Origin of the sequence: Leeia sp., assembly GCF_041909055.1 — a bacterium.
GTDB classification, from domain to species: Bacteria; Pseudomonadota; Gammaproteobacteria; order Burkholderiales; family Leeiaceae; genus Leeia; species Leeia aquatica.
The window spans coordinates 22,917-38,245 of the sequence record NZ_JAYREC010000001.1 but is presented as its reverse complement, the minus strand read 5'-3'; the positions used below and the strand labels follow the sequence as shown (position 1 = coordinate 38,245).

Sequence of the window (15,329 nt, the reverse complement as noted above, 5' to 3'; positions counted from 1 at the left end):
ATTCCGGGGGCGGGTTACTGGGGGGCTTGTGGCGGCCACTGTAGCGGCTCGGCCTCAAAGCGGGCGGTCAGGGTGATATTGGGGTAGCTGCGTACCGTCATCACCATGCGGTGGCTGTGCTGCAGGCGCTGGATCAACTCACGGCTGCGGTCCAGCTTGAAGGTGAAGTGATTATAACTGCGCGGCGCCCATGGGGTCGGGGCCGCATGCGCAGGCCACGGCTCCGCGGGCTGGTCGTCAAACTGCAGGGTGACATCACAGCGGTGGCGCGGGCAATAAAAGCTGCCTTTCTCCTGCCCCAGCGACACCTCCGGCGCACGGCGGCCCTGCTGGCGAATGGTCAGCCCGATCGGGTTCGGGCTGCGCCCCTGCGACGCCTCATACGCATTCACCACCTCGCGGCTATACAGCCAGGCCGTGGGGTTGCGCGGATCGCTGCCATACTGCCACTGCGCCGCACTACCGGCCAGCGCAGGCAGGGCCAGTAGGCATAATAGAGGGCCGTACAGAGGGCGGAAAGGCATGGCGGTCCGGAAGGGGTATGTCGATGGCATGGCAGTCTAAGCCAGCCACCGGCAAGGGGCAAGCCCGGGGCCCTGGCAAACGCGCCCGGGCGGTACCTTATGCGCGGGAGCGGGCCTGCACATGGCGGGCAAAGCGATCCAGAATCGCCTGCCAGCCCGCCTGCTGCTGCTCCAGCGGATAGACCGTCTCCGCCTCAAACGTCACCCGCACGGTGACACCCTGCTCACCGGCGACAAATTCCACCTGCGCCGAGCGCTCACCAAACGCATACTCAATCCGCTGCAGCGGCACAATGCGGGTGTAAGTACCGGCAAAATCAAAGCCCATGCTGCCATCCCGCGCCTCCATGCGGGAAGAAAACACCCCGCCTTCGCGCAGGTCCACCGACGCCCGCGGCGTATGCCAATCGTCCGACGCCGCATTCCACTGCATGATGTCCTCCGGCGTGGTATACGCCCGCCAAACTTCAGCAACCGGGGCCTGGACAAGGGTTTCGACGGTAAGGGTAGTCATGGGGAAGCTCCGGGGAAAGGTAAGCCAGTCTAGCCCATATCAGCCGCCGCAATCCAGATTCGCAGGGCATTGCGCCCTACGCGGGTTGTCAGGCAATTACCGGCAAAAATATACGTAGAACACAATAAAACGATCAAATCATTCTAACTTTAGAATGAAACGCTCAGTTTCAGGGAGGTTCCATTGAGCATCTTGGTGCTCGATTTTTCGCAATACCGTAATAATTTTATCGAAATCATCAGGCATCGAATTTTTTGAAATGGAAGAATGATTCCATATCAACAATACGGGCCTTTCAATGTCAGTGCTTAAAATATCCCACAAAGCATCAAGATTGTTTCCATAATAGGAAGAAAGGTTAAGTCCTTGCGATATGGCCCTATGAAAATCCATCTCTGAAAAAATATTCAAACCATCAATTTCAATAATCATTTCAATGCACGCAGATTAAGTAAGCTGTTTCATATTAATCAGCCCGCGTAGGGCGTAATAACCGCAGGGCATTGCGCCGCACGGCCACGCCTGCCAGGCTCTCAGCGTGGATTATCGACGAGCATGGCATCCGGGAGGAACCTATTTCTTCACCGTCAACCTGCTGCAGCGTGGTGAATATCCCCCGCTTAGGCCGGGGGTGTGGATGAATCGCAGCAGTATGGGGAGTGAGGGACGGATACGGCGCAATGCCCTGCGGTTATTGCGCCTTACGCGGGCTGGAGCGAATTGTCATGCCGCTCCATCTGCAAATACCTTCTCTCTGTGCCATTTCAGATATTTTGCATGTTCGGATTTGAGGTGCACCTTGCAGTCTGTGGAAACCCCAAGTGCTTTACGGGCATTGGCTGACAAGAATTCCGATATCAGGATATCTCCGCTATCTGTAAATGAGATGAGTCCCTGATCAAATAGAGCGTCAAAATTTGGGGACAGAAGGAGCCCGTTAAATTTGTCGAGCCGCTCAGCGTTCGTAGAATCTATCCACGGTTTGATATGAGACGCACGAAGAATTCTGACACAATCGCATGCAGTAATACAGCACTTACCCCACATACCGATAAGGCTCTCGCGAAACGCTCCTTGGCCGCGACGCGCCTTTACCAATTGTTGCTTTTCTGTCTCTGTTAAATTAGGGCTCTGAGCGATTTCTTTCTCAGCTGCATTCTCAAGCAACTCGGAAATATCAGCCGTCACCCAATATTTCCTTTCAACGCCAAACGTCCCTGTCGGATTTACCCCAATGACCCCGCAGAATTCAATATAGGCCTGCTCTAGCGCCGGGTTCGTGGTGGGGCGAGCACCAAGAACCTGATTAATAGCGGCGTTTGTGACGCGTCCATCTCTTGCTGGATTAGTTGCATGATGTGCAATTTTGTTATCGACGTACCCAATAAATCTGGATGGCGCGAATGAGAGTCCAATTTGAGATTCGTACGGCAGGAAGCATGTACCACGCTTGATCAGCGCCAGATACTCCTCTAACGCGCTGCCTGTTGCTCTTCGCCCTCGCTCTAATTCTTCGATGTTATGCTTTATTTGCTCAAGGCTAGTGATAACGTCCATTAAATGACCTTAGGAAAGTGCTGGGTCATTATACCTGTCCCATTTCAGAGAGGAAGCGTTGCTTGCGGGGGGGGCTTTGGGCTGGTGGACAAAGGCTTGGTCGGCAAAGCTGATCTGTTTCATGGTGTGGGCGCAGGTGACGGACGGGTTGTGTGTTATGTTGCCAGGTCGGGTGCTTGTTCAGGGGGGCCTTAGCTATAGCTGCATAATGTTTGAGTTCAGCGGACGACTAAATGTTTCAGCCCGCCTAGCCCGCCATCACCGTAGGGCATTGCGCCGACCGCTTGGCGTCCTCCCCCCTCAATCCAGATCTGCCGACACACTCACCGGGGCGCCGAGTACCCGCAGGGCGTCGGCGTGTTCGGGGGAGATGGGCCAGTCCGGGTAGCGGGTTTTGTCCGGGTTGTCGCTGCGTACCAGTAGCGAGCCATCGGGCTGGCGCAGCAGGCGTTTGATGAAGAATTCGCCCAGGTAGTCAATCGCGTGCAGGCGGCCATTGCGCAGGGTGGTGTCGGCGGTGTTGACGGTGACGCTGGCGCCATCCGGTATGGTGGGGGCCATGGAGTCGCCTTCGATCATGACGGTGACCAGCTTTTCGGCGCGCAGGCCTTTCTTGGCGCACCAGCTCTTGCGAAAGCGGTTGGAGGCGCCGTGCTGGTCGATCTCCCATTGCAGACGGCCACTGCCGCCGGAGAGCTTCAGTGTCAGGCGCGGTACTTCCACCTCGTCGGCATCCAGCGGGTCGCTGTCTTCAAACGCGCGCACCGGGCGCGGGGCGGAGGCGATATTGCCGCCCTCGGCCACCATCGGTTCCTGGCCGCCGGCCAGCCACTCCGGCCGCACGCCGCAGGCGGTGGCGAGCCCGACCACATGCGCGCTGCTGTCTTGCCCGCCGCGCTCGATGCGCGAGATGTTCGGCTGCGGTACGCCGGAGCGGTCGGCCAGCGCTTTCTGGGTGAGGCCTGCGTACTGGCGGGCGGCTTTCAGGCGGTCGGCAAAGGTGCTCATCGGGGCTTATCCATCATGGGTATAAAAACATCCCTTGGTGTATTTCAAGGGGTATGGTCTGCAGCACATCCGAGGCGGCAAGTCCAGCGCGATGCCCTGTTCTTCCGTACAGCAGACGACTGTGGACAGCATATAGCGGTCGGTATTTTTTCGCAAACATCGCTTGATATATTCGTGAATATATCTTAAGATATCGAAACCGTAACCGATCAGGAACCCGCCGCCCATGAGCAAGAAAACCGATATCTGGATGCCGCTGTACGTGGGCGACTATCTGGCCGACACCACCCACCTCAGCACTGCCCAGCACGGCGCCTACCTGCTGTTGCTGATGGCCGCCTGGCGGCAGGGCGGGCGGCTGCCGCTGCAGGATAGCCAGCTTGCCGCCATCTGCCGCTACAGCGTGCGCAGCTGGCAGCGGGTGAAGCCGGTGCTGCTGCCTTTCTTCCGGCAAGAGGGCGATAGCTTGGTGCAGCCGCGTCTGCTGGCGGAGTGGGAACGCGCCGAGGCGATTGCCGAGAAGAACCGGCAGAATGGCCGCAAAGGCGGCCGCCCGCGCAAGCAGCCGCTGGCCGTGGATAGCCTGCTGGCACGGCTGGCTGCACTGCCGGATCAGACAAACCCAGCGCTGAACCCAGACGAAACACCGTCACCGTCACAGACACACTCACCCTGGGGGGACAGCGCTCCGTGGACCCCGCTCACCCGGACGGCGTAAACCATGCACGACCACCACCAGCCCGAATTCCGCCAACTGCTCACCGCGGTGTACGACTTCTACAACAAACCGCTCAGCCGGTTTGCCCACGCCATCTGGAGCGAAGCCATGCGACCTTACGACTACCCGGCAGTACGCGAAGCCTTCAGCCGCCACTGCACCAACCCGGATGGCGGCCAGTGGCTACCGAAACCGGCAGACATCGTGCGCCTGCTGCAAGGCGGCAGCAAGGACGCCGCCCAGATTGCCTGGGCCAAGGTCGACCGTGCGCTGCGCTCCGTTGGCACCCACCGCAGCGTGGTGTTTGACGACCCGCTGATCCACCTCTGCATTGCCGACCTAGGCGGCTGGACCCGGCTCGGCCAAGTGAGCGAACAAGACTGGCCCTACCTCGCCAACCGCTTTGAAACCCTCTACCGCGGCTACCGCCTGCGCGCCGAGCCCCCCGCCTGGCTGCCGCTGCTGCAAGGCCTATCCGACAGCCACAACCGCCAGCACGGCTACGCGGGAGACGACCCACTGGCGATTGGCGACGCCCACCGCGCCCAGCGCGTCTACCACGACGGCCAGAACAGCCCACCGCTGCTACCGCTGAGCCGCATCACCCTGCGGCTGCCCGACACCCGCTAAGCACCGCACGCACCGCCCGGCAGGCGCAGCGCGCCCGCCACGAAGCCCCCCGACCGTGACCGCACGGCCGGCCAGCCCCCTGCGCCTAAAGGAAAGCCCATGCACACCCCGTTCCGCGACGTTGACCACGCCCTCAAATTCGCCTTCGCCATCCGTGAATACCGCATCGAGCCGCGCAACATGCTCTCCCGCCTCGTTGTCACCGAACACGGTGCCGAGCTGCTGCCCGCCGGGCCCGCCACCCTCACCGCGTGGGATTGGCACGCCCAGAGCGCCCTCATCCTCGCCCGCGTGGGCCAGCTGGAGCGCCCGCTGCTCGCCTACTGCCTCGCCTTCTACTCCTGGGGCGCCGAGCGCGTGGTCGCCTTTGCCGAGCTGGAACAGCTGATGATGGAACGCTGCGGCATCACCGACCGCATCGTCGTCGAAGGACTGGTGCGCCGCCACGTCAACCGCTTCCGCGGCCTCAAAGCCCCCACCCCCTACAGCATCCACAAACGCAGCGGCACCTCCCGCCGCGCCATCGACTACCTGGCTGAACTCATCCGCACCGAACTGGAACACCTCGAAACCACCCTCGAAACCCAGCTGCATGATTATTGGAAGGAGACGGGGTTGGTGGGGTAGGGGGGGGCACTGCGATGTGGGTATAATGTGGGTGGTATGAAATTTTTGTTAATCCTATCTCTATTGAAACTGGCGCTTGATGAAGGTCAGTGTTTTATTGTGGATTTGCCTTTTGTTTTGCTAAGGGGGTGTTGTGCCTTTTTATGATTTTCTAACTAAGACCCTATTGATATTGGCATGTACGTTTGTTGCTGGTTGCGCAACGTCGGTAAAGCTAGACCATAAACAGTATGAAGGGGATCCTCTGCCAAATGAAAAATTGGTTACCATTCAGCATATGAGGTCATGGAGTAATATTAACGCTGCTGCAGCGGTGACTGCTGTCGATGGTAAAGCATTGTGGCAAGAAAAGGGGTGGTCGGTGTTAAGTGACTCCGGTTATGTGCAGATTTTGCCTGGAAAGCACTCCATTAAAGTTGAATATACTCGTGTTACTGGACTGTCGGTTGTTAAAGGTAAAGTGATATTCTCTGTAGATTTTGAAGCAGGGCATGGTTATACATTCTCTGTAAGAGAAATGCCTGATGAAAAAAAAGGGAATGGCCGTTCTATTTCGCCTGCTATGGCTGAGTTTGCTATTGTAGATTTAGGCTTTGGTTATGACCCGGTGTGCTTTGAGCCTAAATTTGATGAAAACCATAGATATCTAGGGAGTGGCGGGCCTGGCTGCTAAGTGGTGGATCACCACCTCAGTACGCATAGTGATAACTTGAGCAGTTTAAAATATATGTGCTCAAGCACAGAGGTGTACCTGCATCAAGGTGTGCATAGCACGAAGAGCATCATATGGGACTTAACGCACAGCTCATCGCAATCGGGCCGTTCTCATCTGGGGTGGTCTTGGCGTTGGAATACGGGCCAGACGCTTACTCAATGGTGCCGCCTGGCAGCATTGTGGTCAGTAACGTGTTCATTGCAGAAACTTCAGATGCAAGCCACAGACTAGCTGCTGCCTTTGGTGTCGGAGCTATGGAGTTGGGTCGGCACAAGCTGGATGCCAGCCACGCCAATACTGATGCCCTGGTTGATCTCTTTGGTGAAGAGGAGGTCGCTCAGTTCCAATGCTTGGTTCGTCATGGGTTCACCTTTTACTTTCTTCCAAATGCTTAGCTGTTGAGTCCCAGATGTTATCGATCAGGCTGATGTTGATGCACAGGCTGCACCCATTGTGGCGTTAAACCTCTTGGATTAGGTCGGTACTGGTTTGGTGACTGAGCTTTGCAGCGACCTATTCGACTTGATGTACGACTGATTCACCCTCTCATCCTCAGAAAGGACTGCATGCGTCTCTCTGCAAAAATTGCGCTGGTGGTACTGGGAGGTTTTGTTCTGATCGGCTGGGAAGTGCTGCTGTCCTGGCTATTGCCTCCACTGGGGGTGGTGTTCTTTTTGGTGACGATAGCGGTGTTGGAGCCCTTGGAGGGTTTGGGCTGGCCTACCTTGCAAGGCTCTCCAGACGGCTGGCCCATCCCGACGGCGCAAGGTTGGTACTTTGCCGTACTGTTTTGGTGGCTGCTATGGGCGGTGCTGCTGTCGTTGGGCTTGTGGTGGTGGAGGCGACGTACGCCACGAACCCGCATGCATGAGCCAGGCGCCTCTGCCTGAGCGCGAGCCGGCCGGGCAGGTGTGCCCGGTGTCGCTCGCGGCTATCATGAGGGCCGTGTCGGTAACGTAAACAAAAGGAGCAGGATGTGCGGTGGCGTGCTGGGGTTTGGCTGGTGCTGTTTTGTCTGGGGCTGCCAGCGGTGGCGGCGGAGAACAAGGCGCAGAAGAAGCTTGATTTGTATCTTGCCTTGCAGCTTTTTGCGCATACCCATGACATGACTGACAATGAAGTGAATACGCTTTATATGGACGCTCTTTTAAATGGCGAGGGACTTGTCAAGGGCGGGATCGGGGTCGTCAATAAGAATATCCATATTGTGGTCAACTCGCCGGTGAATGAGGTGATTATCGGCAAAAAAAAGTACTGGCGGGGGGCGCCTGTCGCCCAGCCGGAGGTGCTGATTACGGATGGGGTATCCATCCTCAAGAACTCGGGCAAGTCCAAGGTTGATATGAGCAAGGCCGTGCTCTTGATCTTTTCGCAAGATGATGTGCGGTTTTTGAACTTGAGCGACTACAGCGGTGGTCGCTATTTGCGTCGCTCAGGGTGGCTTAAGGCTGCCGCTGCCGAGAAAGCGTGCCAGGCGCAAGCGGAAAAAGGGCAGCCATGTCCCCCGCTGTGAAGGGGTAAACCGGGCGCGAGGGGGCTGTGTCGGTAACACAAACACAAGGAGCAGGATGTGCGGTGGCGTGCTGGGGTTTGGCTGGTGCTGTTCTGCCTGGGGCTGCCGGCGGTGGCGGCGGAGAGCAAGCAGCAGCGGCTGCATGCGCTTTCCCAGGCGCGGACGCAGTTTGCCCGCGCCCATGGCATGTCGGCAGCCGAGGTGGATGCGCTGACTGGGGAGGTCTTGTTGAATGGCGAGGCTTGGGTGAAGGGCGGGGTGGGCGTGGTGAACCGCAAGATCTTCATCGAGGTGGATGCGCCGGTGAATGCGGCGCGGATCAACGGGGTACGATGGCAAGGCGCCCCGATCTCCCAGACACAGGTGCTGATGACCGATGGGGACGCTATCCTCAAAGACCCCGCCCAGCCCAATATTGACATGCGCAAGGCGGTGCTGCTGATCTTTACCCCGCAGGAGGTCCGCTTTGTGCGACTGTATGATCATCACGGCGCACGCTACCTGAGGCCTGCCGAGCGGGCCAGGGTTGCGGCGGCACGGGCTTGCCAGACGCAGGCCACCAAGGGGCAATCTTGCCCGTCACCTTGATTTCACATTGATATCTGATGGACTTGCCATGACCTATATCCTTGCCGAGCAAAGGGATCAGGATGATCTGAAAGCGGCGGCCCAGTGCTGGGCGGCGTATCAGGCTTTCCTGCAGGATAACCAGCAGCACTTCCCACCCGGCGCGTATGCACTGGCGACCAGTGACTGGTTCTATAATTTTCGCGACCCACGTTGTCCGCATGATGCCTGGCTGGAGTGGGCGCGCTTTGAAGAGCCCTCAGAGGGCGAGCGCAGTGAAATCCGCACCACCTCGCTACGGGTGCGTTTGCTGGGGGCTTATCATGATCTGTGGCTGGAGCTCTATTACCCTCGCGTTTATGCCTACACCTGCGAGGTGACCCCGGCGGACCATGGGCATGGTGACTGGCGATACGATGAATTCCGCCTCTCAGAGCGCGGCCATCTGCTGCACGAGATTGAGTGGGCAGACGGTGGCCGCTGGCTGATTGAAGCGTCGGACCTGCAGTTCTCCTGGCTACCGCGTGAGCGAACATCTGTCACATAATGTCATCATCATCACCTGCAGGAACCTTCTGCCCGCAGGATCGCACCAAGCGGTTCAAGCGGGGTGGCCGGGGCAGGGGCAGCGGGGTGTTCAATCTTCTCAAGGAGTGCCGTGATGGGTGCATGGTCGCATGAACCGTTTGGTAATGATGATGCGCTGGACTGGGTGTACGAGCTGGAAGAGTCCGAGGGTTTCTCGGTGATTGAGCAGGCGTTTGAGGCTGCACTGGCGGCTGAGGACTATCTGGATGTGACCGACGGGTGCAACGCGGTGGCGGCGGCGGAGTTGCTGGCCAAGCTGCTGGGCAAGGGTACTGTGGAGTATTACCCGGAGCATGCCGAGGCGTGGCTGCAGCGAATGGATACCCCACCCAGCGCCGCCCTGCTGGCCAAAGCCCGCCAAGCCTTGGCCAGGGTGCAAGGCGAGGACTCCGAGCTGAAGGAGCTGTGGGACGAAGCCGAGGATGAAGAATGGCTGCCCTCGGTCAAGGCCATCGAGGCCGCGCTGGCGTGAGGGAGCAAGCGGGCCCGGCAAGCACTGGTGCTTGACCTCAGCCCGCTTGATGCCTAGGCCATGTTCGGACAGGGGTACCTTGCCCGGCAAGCGAGGCGTGGATAGACTGCCCCTTTGCCAGCTGAAGCGTATTCAACGTGGTTTCTCTGCGAAGTGTCTTTTCCGCTTTACTGCTGGTGCTGCCGCTTTGAAAGTTTGGTATGAAACACAGTTGTGAACTGTTCCCTCCAAAGATGCCACGGGTAGCCCAACAACTTCATCTTGAAGAGCAAGATACCTCGCTACTCGGTTGGCTGGCACTATTGGAGTTGATTGAACTGGCAGCAAAAGATGGCCGCGAGGTCATGTCGCCAGGGCAGGAGTTAGGGGCTGATCTATGGAGCCAGATTCTCACCTTGCCGCCGACGATCGCCAAGCTCAAGAACGTCAAGCGCCTCAATCTTCATGGCAGTGCATTGCTGCGGATCCCTCCGGAGATTGGTGAAATGGAGGCGCTTGAGGTCTTTGATCCTTATACCTCATATGGTTTGCACTGGTTTCCGTACGAAATTACCCGTTGCCGACAGTTGCGGTTAAGCTATGTAAGTACACGAGCTTTGTATGGTAATTACAAGCACCATCCACCTTTTCCCTTTCTGCGTCCTGTGGTCAAGGCACTGGTACCACCTTGCTGCAGCGTGTGCAATGGTCCGCTTGATCCAGAGTATGTTGCGCAGCGGTGGGTATCGCTGCAAGTGGCGACGGATGTTCTACCATTGCTGATCAATGCCTGTTCCGGAGCGTGCTTGGGCAAGATTCCTGCGCCACCTGCAGGCTACATCAGTCGACCACATCGGGGTGGTCCATCCATGCAACCCCCGCGCAAATAAAGGCATGATGGCTTATTCACAGCACACTTGCCCATCCTCCCTCACCGCACTAGAACGCCACGCGCTCACTGCTTTGTGGCGCACAGCCATGCCGGATGCCGGGCGGGGGGCGTTGCTGATCAGCCAGCTACAGGTGCGCCAGCGTGATTTCAGTGCGGTGGACCCGGCGCATTGCTGCGGCTTTTATGTAACCTTGGCCCCTTGTGCCGAGTGGGTCGAGATGTCGGCGGCTCTACAGCACGCCAGCGTGGCGGGTACTCACCCCGCGCTGCCAGCCGGAGCCATGTTCATGCTGTTCACCGTGCCGGATGGTAGCATGGTGCTGGAGATGGCCTGCTTTGGTGAAGCCTCTCTGCCAGTGGCGCTGCTGCTGGCCGATGAGCATGGCTTCGGGCCTTTGGCGTAACGGGGGGGCGTGAGTGGGGCTGTATCATCTGGAGCAAGCGCCTGATCTGGAGGTTTGGCGCAGCATGACAGGGGCCGAGCGCTGGCGAGTGGTCCAGCATGCCCACAATGCCGCCAGAATCAAGATATCCAAGCAGCATGCCTGGAGCCATATGCTGGTGGAGGATCGGGTGCTGGCGGGCGACCGGGCCGTGATCCGGGCGCTGCAGCGCTTGCAGGGGGAGGGGATGTCGCGCCATAACGCCATCCATGCCATAGCCGACCTGCTGATCCGCTTCATGCGGCAGCAGCACGCCTTCCCCACCCCGGCTGAGCAATCCCAGGCACAACGGCAGTTGAATGCAGCGCTGGATGCGCTGACGGCGGTGCCGGTGACCATGAGCAAAGATTAAATGATTCAACAACACGAGGTGATGCCCCTCCTGCTGCAAGCCTGCCCCAGCTTTGCACCGCTGTGGGAGGCGCATCTGCGGGAGTATGAGGGGGAGGTGCTGTTTTACATCGTGATGGGAGAGTTAGCCCACCACGTGCTCAAGCTGCAGCAATCGGGAGAGGCGGCGTGCTTTGCTGCACTGGGCGTGGCCATTGAGCGGCTGCATGTCGAGGGTGATGCCTGGGTGCAAGAGCTGGCCACCATCGGGTTGCTGGAAGGCATCCAGAATGTCTGGGGACATACCGGTGTAGACCCCGCCCAGTTCGAGCCTTACCTTGGGCCGGAGAGTCAGCGGGCGTGGCGCGCCCTGAATGCCTTCTGGTCGGGTCAGGCTGAGACTGTGGCGGTTTAAGTCGAGGGGATCGAACGCTATCTTTACAAAGCATGCTGCTATAGCACGCTTACTGAAAACCCCAAGCCTCAGCCAATTTGCGTTGCAGGGCCGATCCCTCATCATTGATCGCCTGGTATCGCTTTTTCTGGGCCTCGTTGAGCTGTGGGGTTTGCCAGTTCTGGGTGGAGGAGAGCCCGAGCGAGGGTGCATCCGTGTTATAGCTGAGCGCAATGAAGAGCATGTCGCCTTGCTTGGTCAGGATGGACGAGTGCGTGGTCATCAACGTTGGGACGATGTATTGCCGGGATGCGAGGTAGGCAACAGCGTCACGTCCTGCTGGGCCGATTTTGGCGGTATCGCGGATGTCGTCAAGCTCTGCTACCCCACAGTATTGCAGGTCTTCCGTGACGGAGACCTTTTGGTTGGCAAAGGTGGTTTCTCCGGGGCTGTCCTTGCAGATGGAGTGGAGACTAAACCAGGTTTTGCTCCGCTTCGGGGTGGGCAAGCGTGATTGCAGGAAGAGCCACTTTGTAATGTGTGGTCCATCGTGCTGAAAGAGGGCCAGGGTGACTTCCGCTGCGGAAGGTTCTGTTGTGCCATCCTGATATTGGGCGCTGACAACACGCCCCCGCGTTACCATCACGGTCCAATCCCCCGCGGGGAGGGGGAATTGGCGTTGGTCAAATTCGACGGTGCCATTGAACGTCAAGCCAATCGGGTACCAGGCTTTGAAGTCCGTTACGTAGTCGATATAGGTTTTGCTGCCCAATAATCCGGTTTTGCTGTTGAGGCGTACCCGCTCAGGCTGCGCGCTTGCCGCATTGGCACCAGGCGCATTTTCTGCATGCACAACGTTGAATAATGCCAAACACAGCAAAACGGTACACCAGCTGCGGTACATGATCTCTCCAGACAATCCACATCAGGCCTGATTATACATGGATGTCCGCCGCAACCGGCGCAGCAGGACGCAGCCACCATCAGCCCTTGCGCTGCCGGTGCCTGCGCCCTGCCTGCCCGTATCACGGGGTAGCGGTGTGCCAGACGTTGTTGACGCCGTTGCCGGTCTGGTCGCCCGGTTTCTGGTCCTTGATCCAGTAGTACAGCGGGTGGCCTTTGTAGGCCCATTGCTTGCTGCCGTCGTCGCGTGTGATGATGCTGTAGTCGCCGTCCATCATGGCGTCGGCGGCGGCCATCAGCGGCGGCCAGTTGGCGGCGCAGGGGCCGTTGCAGGCGCTTTTGCCGCTGCCTGCGGCATCTTTGTCAAAGGTGTACAGCGTCATGCCGTTGGGGCCGGTGAGCATGCCATTGGTGACGTGGGCCGGGGCGGCGGCCCAGGCTGCGGTGGCACTCATCAGGCTGAGGGTGGTGATCAGGATACGGCGGTTCATGGGGGTACTCCTGTCGGGGCGGTGGGGTGTTTGTATTGTTGGTCAGCCTGCGGGGGGCTTCCAGTTTTTCCGCTGGACGGTTGCTTGCGGCGAGGGGATAGCTGGCTGTGCCGTAGGCGGTTACCATGGCGGCTACGGACCCGCGCGTCCCCTCCCTGATTCTTGAGAAAGCGTGAACATGATGCTTCGTATCCTGGCTGCCGTGCTGTTGGCGTTGACCCTGGCCGCGTGCAATCCGCTGGAGAGCCTGTCCGATGGGCTGAGAAACTCTGAAGCGGTGGCCACTGAGCTGGAGCAGTCGCTGGGGGTGAAGCCCTTTGTCGGTTTCAATATCCACAATGGCACGCTGAGCTCGGTCACGGTGACGTTTGAGAGCGTGCCGGCCCATGCCACGCTGCCGGAGATCGCCGCCAAAACCCGTAGCGCCGTGCTCAAGGCCTTCAAGCAGACACCGGGATCGGTGCTGATCTCCTTCAAAGCCTGAGACAAGCCCGCCATCGGCTCGGTGGCTTGCGGGCGGGCGATCCGCGCCGCTTGGCTGGATGGGCAAGCGCGGCGGTAGGGCTCGCCGTTAGCGCTGTGTTTCTGCGTTGCCGCGCAGTTGGTGCACGGCCTGTATGACGGCCTCGCCAACGGCAAGCGGGGCGCCCCAGTAGTCAAAGATGCCACCGCGCGCGGTGTTTTGCCCGCACACCACCATCACGCCGGTGCCGACACGGGCTTTAAGGTGGCTGGCCAGCCAGCCGACAAAGCCTGAATTGTCGAGGCCGGGGGGGAAGTGGAAGCTGAACAGAATGAACGCTTCCGGATCATCTGCGCCCTCTTGGCAGGGTATCAGGGCGCTCCATACCGCATCATCCCGCACAAAAGCCAGCGCGTGCTCCAGCGCATGCAGGGGGAAGGCTGAGACCGGGGTTTCCATGAAAGTATAGGCCCCCTCATGAACCACCAGCTCGGCTTGCGCCAGTACCTGGCACAGGCGGGCGTGGGTGGCTTCAGGGGTTTCCTGGCTGATGTACATGCTGGGGCTCCGGGATCGTAGCTGGCAGGACGGCCAGGTCGTGACAGCCATGCTACCTTGCGTGGTGCTCATGTTGCCAGGGCTGATCTGGCAGACCTCCGGACGTATTCCGCCGCGTCAGAGGGGTGCTGTTCAGCCGTCCTCGCCAACCACCGCCCGATACGCTCGTAGCAGCACCTCACGCTCATCCGGGCTGAGCAGGGCGTCGGGGGCGGCGATGCCGTAGAGGGCGTTTTGCAGGGTGTCGGCAGCGGCGTGCCATTGCGGGTGCAGGCATTCGTCGCCGTCTTCGTCCAGCACCAGGGCGGCTGCACCTTCCAGTGCGCAGGCGCGTTTGCGCAGTTCGTCATACAGCACGGAACTGGCGTTGCCCACCGGGGAGCGCGGGTTGAGTCCGCCCATGGCGATCACGCCGTGGTGATCCTGCCCCAGATGCAGGGATTCCGGGTTCATCCGTGTCAGCCAGCGGTCAAATACGCGGTTGTAGAGCTGATGGGCGATCGGGTCTTGTGCCTCAGCCAGCGCCATCTTCTGGGCGGGGGTGAGCAGGCGAATGCCATTGAGAAAATCCACCACGGCGTCGCCCTGATGTTCGAATAGCATCGACAGCGGCAGGGCTTCCAGCACCTGCACCGCCGTGGCGCGAGTGTAGCGGGCGTAGGCCAAGGGTTGGTCGGATGCTGACTGTAGCACCTGCACCCGCCACAGCCGCCCCGGCCAGCGGGTGAGCAGGGTACGCTCCAGCGTGTGGTCCACCACGATATACGGCGGCTGGTCCACGCCGCTGCCGATCTGCGCACCCACTACGGCGGCGGACATCGGATCGTCCCGGTCTGCACCGACATACACATAGCCGATCAAGGGCGTGTTGTCCATGCTAGCGCCCTTGCCCCACCACCACGTCAAAGCTGCGCTGTTGTTTGCCCAGTGTCACCGTCATCCGCACGCTTTGCGGGCTGAGGGTGGCATCGCTGTCTGTGGTGAGCGTGGTGGGGGTAGCGGGGGACAGGGCTTCGATGCGCACGGTAATGCCGCGCCCGGTGTACTCCCCCAGCAAGGAACCGTGTGCGGGCGGGGTGCGGGCGGTCAGTGGGTGCAGCTTGCCATCCACACTGATCAGATAGGGGCTGAACTGGGGCAGGGTGGCGCAATCCTGAATGAAGACCCGCATCGCATGCGGGCTGTTGGCATGCTCCATGCAGGAGGCACGCATGAATTCCGAATCGGCAAACGTGCTGGCACAGAACTGGGTGCGCTTGCTGCGCTCCAGTGCCGATACCGGCGCATACAGGCCGGGCGAGAGGCACTCATGGCGCTGGCCGACATCGGTCAGCACCAGCTCGGCATGGGCGATGCTCGAGAGGAGCAGCAGCGCCAGAGCGGCGCGGACGCATAGGGTCAGTCTGGAGGTCGACATGGGATTTCCGCGTTTGAAGCAGACAT

The 15,329-nt window shown here is 59.6% G+C and carries 25 protein-coding genes; 14 read left to right on the top strand and 11 right to left on the bottom strand.

Going from position 1 to position 15,329, the window contains the following annotated elements; all coding sequences use genetic code 11:
• Nucleotides 1–14: 14 nt before the first annotated feature.
• The 5 genes from ACE3O2_RS00320 to ACE3O2_RS00300 all read right to left on the bottom strand — a co-directional run bounded on the left by ACE3O2_RS00320 (nucleotide 15) and on the right by ACE3O2_RS00300 (nucleotide 3,603).
• Nucleotides 15–524 carry a hypothetical protein gene (locus ACE3O2_RS00320; RefSeq protein ID WP_374334311.1) on the bottom strand — a complete coding sequence of 170 codons (510 nt, stop codon included), beginning with the start codon at nucleotides 522–524 and terminating at the stop codon, nucleotides 15–17.
• Between the two features lie 97 nt (nucleotides 525–621).
• The gene (locus ACE3O2_RS00315; protein ID WP_374334310.1) at nucleotides 622–1,038 is read right to left on the bottom strand and encodes an SRPBCC family protein; all 417 of its coding nucleotides are present in this window, start codon (nucleotides 1,036–1,038) and stop codon (nucleotides 622–624) included.
• Between the two features lie 138 nt (nucleotides 1,039–1,176).
• On the bottom strand, nucleotides 1,177–1,470 hold the full coding sequence (locus ACE3O2_RS00310) for a barstar family protein (protein ID WP_374334309.1): 294 nt from the start codon (nucleotides 1,468–1,470) through the stop codon (nucleotides 1,177–1,179).
• A gap of 291 nt (nucleotides 1,471–1,761) precedes the next feature.
• A complete protein-coding gene (locus tag ACE3O2_RS00305) occupies nucleotides 1,762–2,595 on the bottom strand; it encodes an HNH endonuclease (RefSeq protein WP_374334308.1) in 834 nt (277 codons plus the stop codon).
• A gap of 300 nt (nucleotides 2,596–2,895) precedes the next feature.
• A complete protein-coding gene (locus ACE3O2_RS00300; RefSeq protein WP_168875897.1) occupies nucleotides 2,896–3,603 on the bottom strand; it encodes a S24 family peptidase in 708 nt (235 codons plus the stop codon).
• Between the two features lie 226 nt (nucleotides 3,604–3,829).
• On the opposite strand from ACE3O2_RS00300, the gene ACE3O2_RS00295 reads away from it, so the two are divergent.
• The 4 genes from ACE3O2_RS00295 to ACE3O2_RS00280 all read left to right on the top strand — a co-directional run bounded on the left by ACE3O2_RS00295 (nucleotide 3,830) and on the right by ACE3O2_RS00280 (nucleotide 6,251).
• On the top strand, nucleotides 3,830–4,321 hold the full coding sequence (locus ACE3O2_RS00295; protein ID WP_374334307.1) for a YdaU family protein: 492 nt from the start codon (nucleotides 3,830–3,832) through the stop codon (nucleotides 4,319–4,321).
• 3 nt (nucleotides 4,322–4,324) lie between these two features.
• Nucleotides 4,325–4,951: a DUF6475 domain-containing protein gene (locus ACE3O2_RS00290; protein WP_168875895.1), complete on the top strand. Its 627-nt coding sequence runs from the start codon at nucleotides 4,325–4,327 to the stop codon at nucleotides 4,949–4,951.
• A 99-nt stretch (nucleotides 4,952–5,050) separates the two neighbouring features.
• On the top strand, nucleotides 5,051–5,578 hold the full coding sequence (locus ACE3O2_RS00285; protein ID WP_168875894.1) for a hypothetical protein: 528 nt from the start codon (nucleotides 5,051–5,053) through the stop codon (nucleotides 5,576–5,578).
• A gap of 133 nt (nucleotides 5,579–5,711) precedes the next feature.
• Nucleotides 5,712–6,251, top strand: a complete 540-nt coding sequence (locus tag ACE3O2_RS00280) for a hypothetical protein (protein WP_374334306.1) — start codon at nucleotides 5,712–5,714, stop codon at nucleotides 6,249–6,251.
• Between the two features lie 269 nt (nucleotides 6,252–6,520).
• On the opposite strand, the gene ACE3O2_RS00275 is transcribed toward ACE3O2_RS00280, so the two are convergent.
• Nucleotides 6,521–6,655 carry a hypothetical protein gene (locus ACE3O2_RS00275; protein WP_374334305.1) on the bottom strand — a complete coding sequence of 45 codons (135 nt, stop codon included), beginning with the start codon at nucleotides 6,653–6,655 and terminating at the stop codon, nucleotides 6,521–6,523.
• Nucleotides 6,656–6,859: 204 nt separating this feature from the next.
• Here ACE3O2_RS00275 and ACE3O2_RS00270 point away from each other — a divergent pair, with 204 nt between their 5' ends.
• The 9 genes from ACE3O2_RS00270 to ACE3O2_RS00230 all read left to right on the top strand — a co-directional run bounded on the left by ACE3O2_RS00270 (nucleotide 6,860) and on the right by ACE3O2_RS00230 (nucleotide 11,492).
• Complete coding sequence (locus tag ACE3O2_RS00270) at nucleotides 6,860–7,183, top strand: hypothetical protein (RefSeq protein WP_374334304.1); 324 nt, start codon at nucleotides 6,860–6,862, stop codon at nucleotides 7,181–7,183.
• Between the two features lie 86 nt (nucleotides 7,184–7,269).
• Complete coding sequence (locus ACE3O2_RS00265; protein ID WP_374334303.1) at nucleotides 7,270–7,806, top strand: hypothetical protein; 537 nt, start codon at nucleotides 7,270–7,272, stop codon at nucleotides 7,804–7,806.
• Nucleotides 7,807–7,863: 57 nt separating this feature from the next.
• The gene (locus ACE3O2_RS00260) at nucleotides 7,864–8,394 is read left to right on the top strand and encodes a hypothetical protein (RefSeq protein WP_374334302.1); all 531 of its coding nucleotides are present in this window, start codon (nucleotides 7,864–7,866) and stop codon (nucleotides 8,392–8,394) included.
• A 28-nt stretch (nucleotides 8,395–8,422) separates the two neighbouring features.
• A complete protein-coding gene (locus ACE3O2_RS00255) occupies nucleotides 8,423–8,920 on the top strand; it encodes a hypothetical protein (protein WP_374334301.1) in 498 nt (165 codons plus the stop codon).
• Between the two features lie 114 nt (nucleotides 8,921–9,034).
• The gene (locus ACE3O2_RS00250; protein ID WP_374334300.1) at nucleotides 9,035–9,433 is read left to right on the top strand and encodes a DUF4259 domain-containing protein; all 399 of its coding nucleotides are present in this window, start codon (nucleotides 9,035–9,037) and stop codon (nucleotides 9,431–9,433) included.
• A 200-nt stretch (nucleotides 9,434–9,633) separates the two neighbouring features.
• Nucleotides 9,634–10,302, top strand: a complete 669-nt coding sequence (locus ACE3O2_RS00245) for a hypothetical protein (protein ID WP_374334299.1) — start codon at nucleotides 9,634–9,636, stop codon at nucleotides 10,300–10,302.
• 4 nt (nucleotides 10,303–10,306) lie between these two features.
• The gene (locus ACE3O2_RS00240; protein WP_374334298.1) at nucleotides 10,307–10,708 is read left to right on the top strand and encodes a hypothetical protein; all 402 of its coding nucleotides are present in this window, start codon (nucleotides 10,307–10,309) and stop codon (nucleotides 10,706–10,708) included.
• Between the two features lie 13 nt (nucleotides 10,709–10,721).
• Nucleotides 10,722–11,099, top strand: a complete 378-nt coding sequence (locus tag ACE3O2_RS00235; protein ID WP_374334297.1) for a hypothetical protein — start codon at nucleotides 10,722–10,724, stop codon at nucleotides 11,097–11,099.
• The gene (locus ACE3O2_RS00230; RefSeq protein WP_374334296.1) at nucleotides 11,100–11,492 is read left to right on the top strand and encodes a hypothetical protein; all 393 of its coding nucleotides are present in this window, start codon (nucleotides 11,100–11,102) and stop codon (nucleotides 11,490–11,492) included. It begins immediately after the preceding gene.
• A gap of 49 nt (nucleotides 11,493–11,541) precedes the next feature.
• On the opposite strand, the gene ACE3O2_RS00225 is transcribed toward ACE3O2_RS00230, so the two are convergent.
• Both ACE3O2_RS00225 and ACE3O2_RS00220 read right to left on the bottom strand, forming a co-directional pair.
• Nucleotides 11,542–12,375, bottom strand: coding sequence for a hypothetical protein (locus ACE3O2_RS00225; protein WP_374334295.1), 834 nt, complete (start codon nucleotides 12,373–12,375; stop codon nucleotides 11,542–11,544).
• Nucleotides 12,376–12,496: 121 nt separating this feature from the next.
• On the bottom strand, nucleotides 12,497–12,865 hold the full coding sequence (locus tag ACE3O2_RS00220; RefSeq protein WP_374334294.1) for a hypothetical protein: 369 nt from the start codon (nucleotides 12,863–12,865) through the stop codon (nucleotides 12,497–12,499).
• 178 nt (nucleotides 12,866–13,043) lie between these two features.
• Here ACE3O2_RS00220 and ACE3O2_RS00215 point away from each other — a divergent pair, with 178 nt between their 5' ends.
• Complete coding sequence (locus ACE3O2_RS00215; protein WP_374334293.1) at nucleotides 13,044–13,349, top strand: hypothetical protein; 306 nt, start codon at nucleotides 13,044–13,046, stop codon at nucleotides 13,347–13,349.
• 87 nt (nucleotides 13,350–13,436) lie between these two features.
• On the opposite strand, the gene ACE3O2_RS00210 is transcribed toward ACE3O2_RS00215, so the two are convergent.
• The 3 genes from ACE3O2_RS00210 to ACE3O2_RS00200 all read right to left on the bottom strand — a co-directional run bounded on the left by ACE3O2_RS00210 (nucleotide 13,437) and on the right by ACE3O2_RS00200 (nucleotide 15,303).
• On the bottom strand, nucleotides 13,437–13,886 hold the full coding sequence (locus ACE3O2_RS00210; protein WP_374334292.1) for a DUF6196 family protein: 450 nt from the start codon (nucleotides 13,884–13,886) through the stop codon (nucleotides 13,437–13,439).
• Nucleotides 13,887–14,018: 132 nt separating this feature from the next.
• Nucleotides 14,019–14,762: a hypothetical protein gene (locus tag ACE3O2_RS00205; RefSeq protein WP_374334291.1), complete on the bottom strand. Its 744-nt coding sequence runs from the start codon at nucleotides 14,760–14,762 to the stop codon at nucleotides 14,019–14,021.
• A 1-nt stretch (nucleotide 14,763) separates the two neighbouring features.
• The gene (locus ACE3O2_RS00200; protein ID WP_374334290.1) at nucleotides 14,764–15,303 is read right to left on the bottom strand and encodes a hypothetical protein; all 540 of its coding nucleotides are present in this window, start codon (nucleotides 15,301–15,303) and stop codon (nucleotides 14,764–14,766) included.
• Nucleotides 15,304–15,329: the final 26 nt, after the last annotated feature.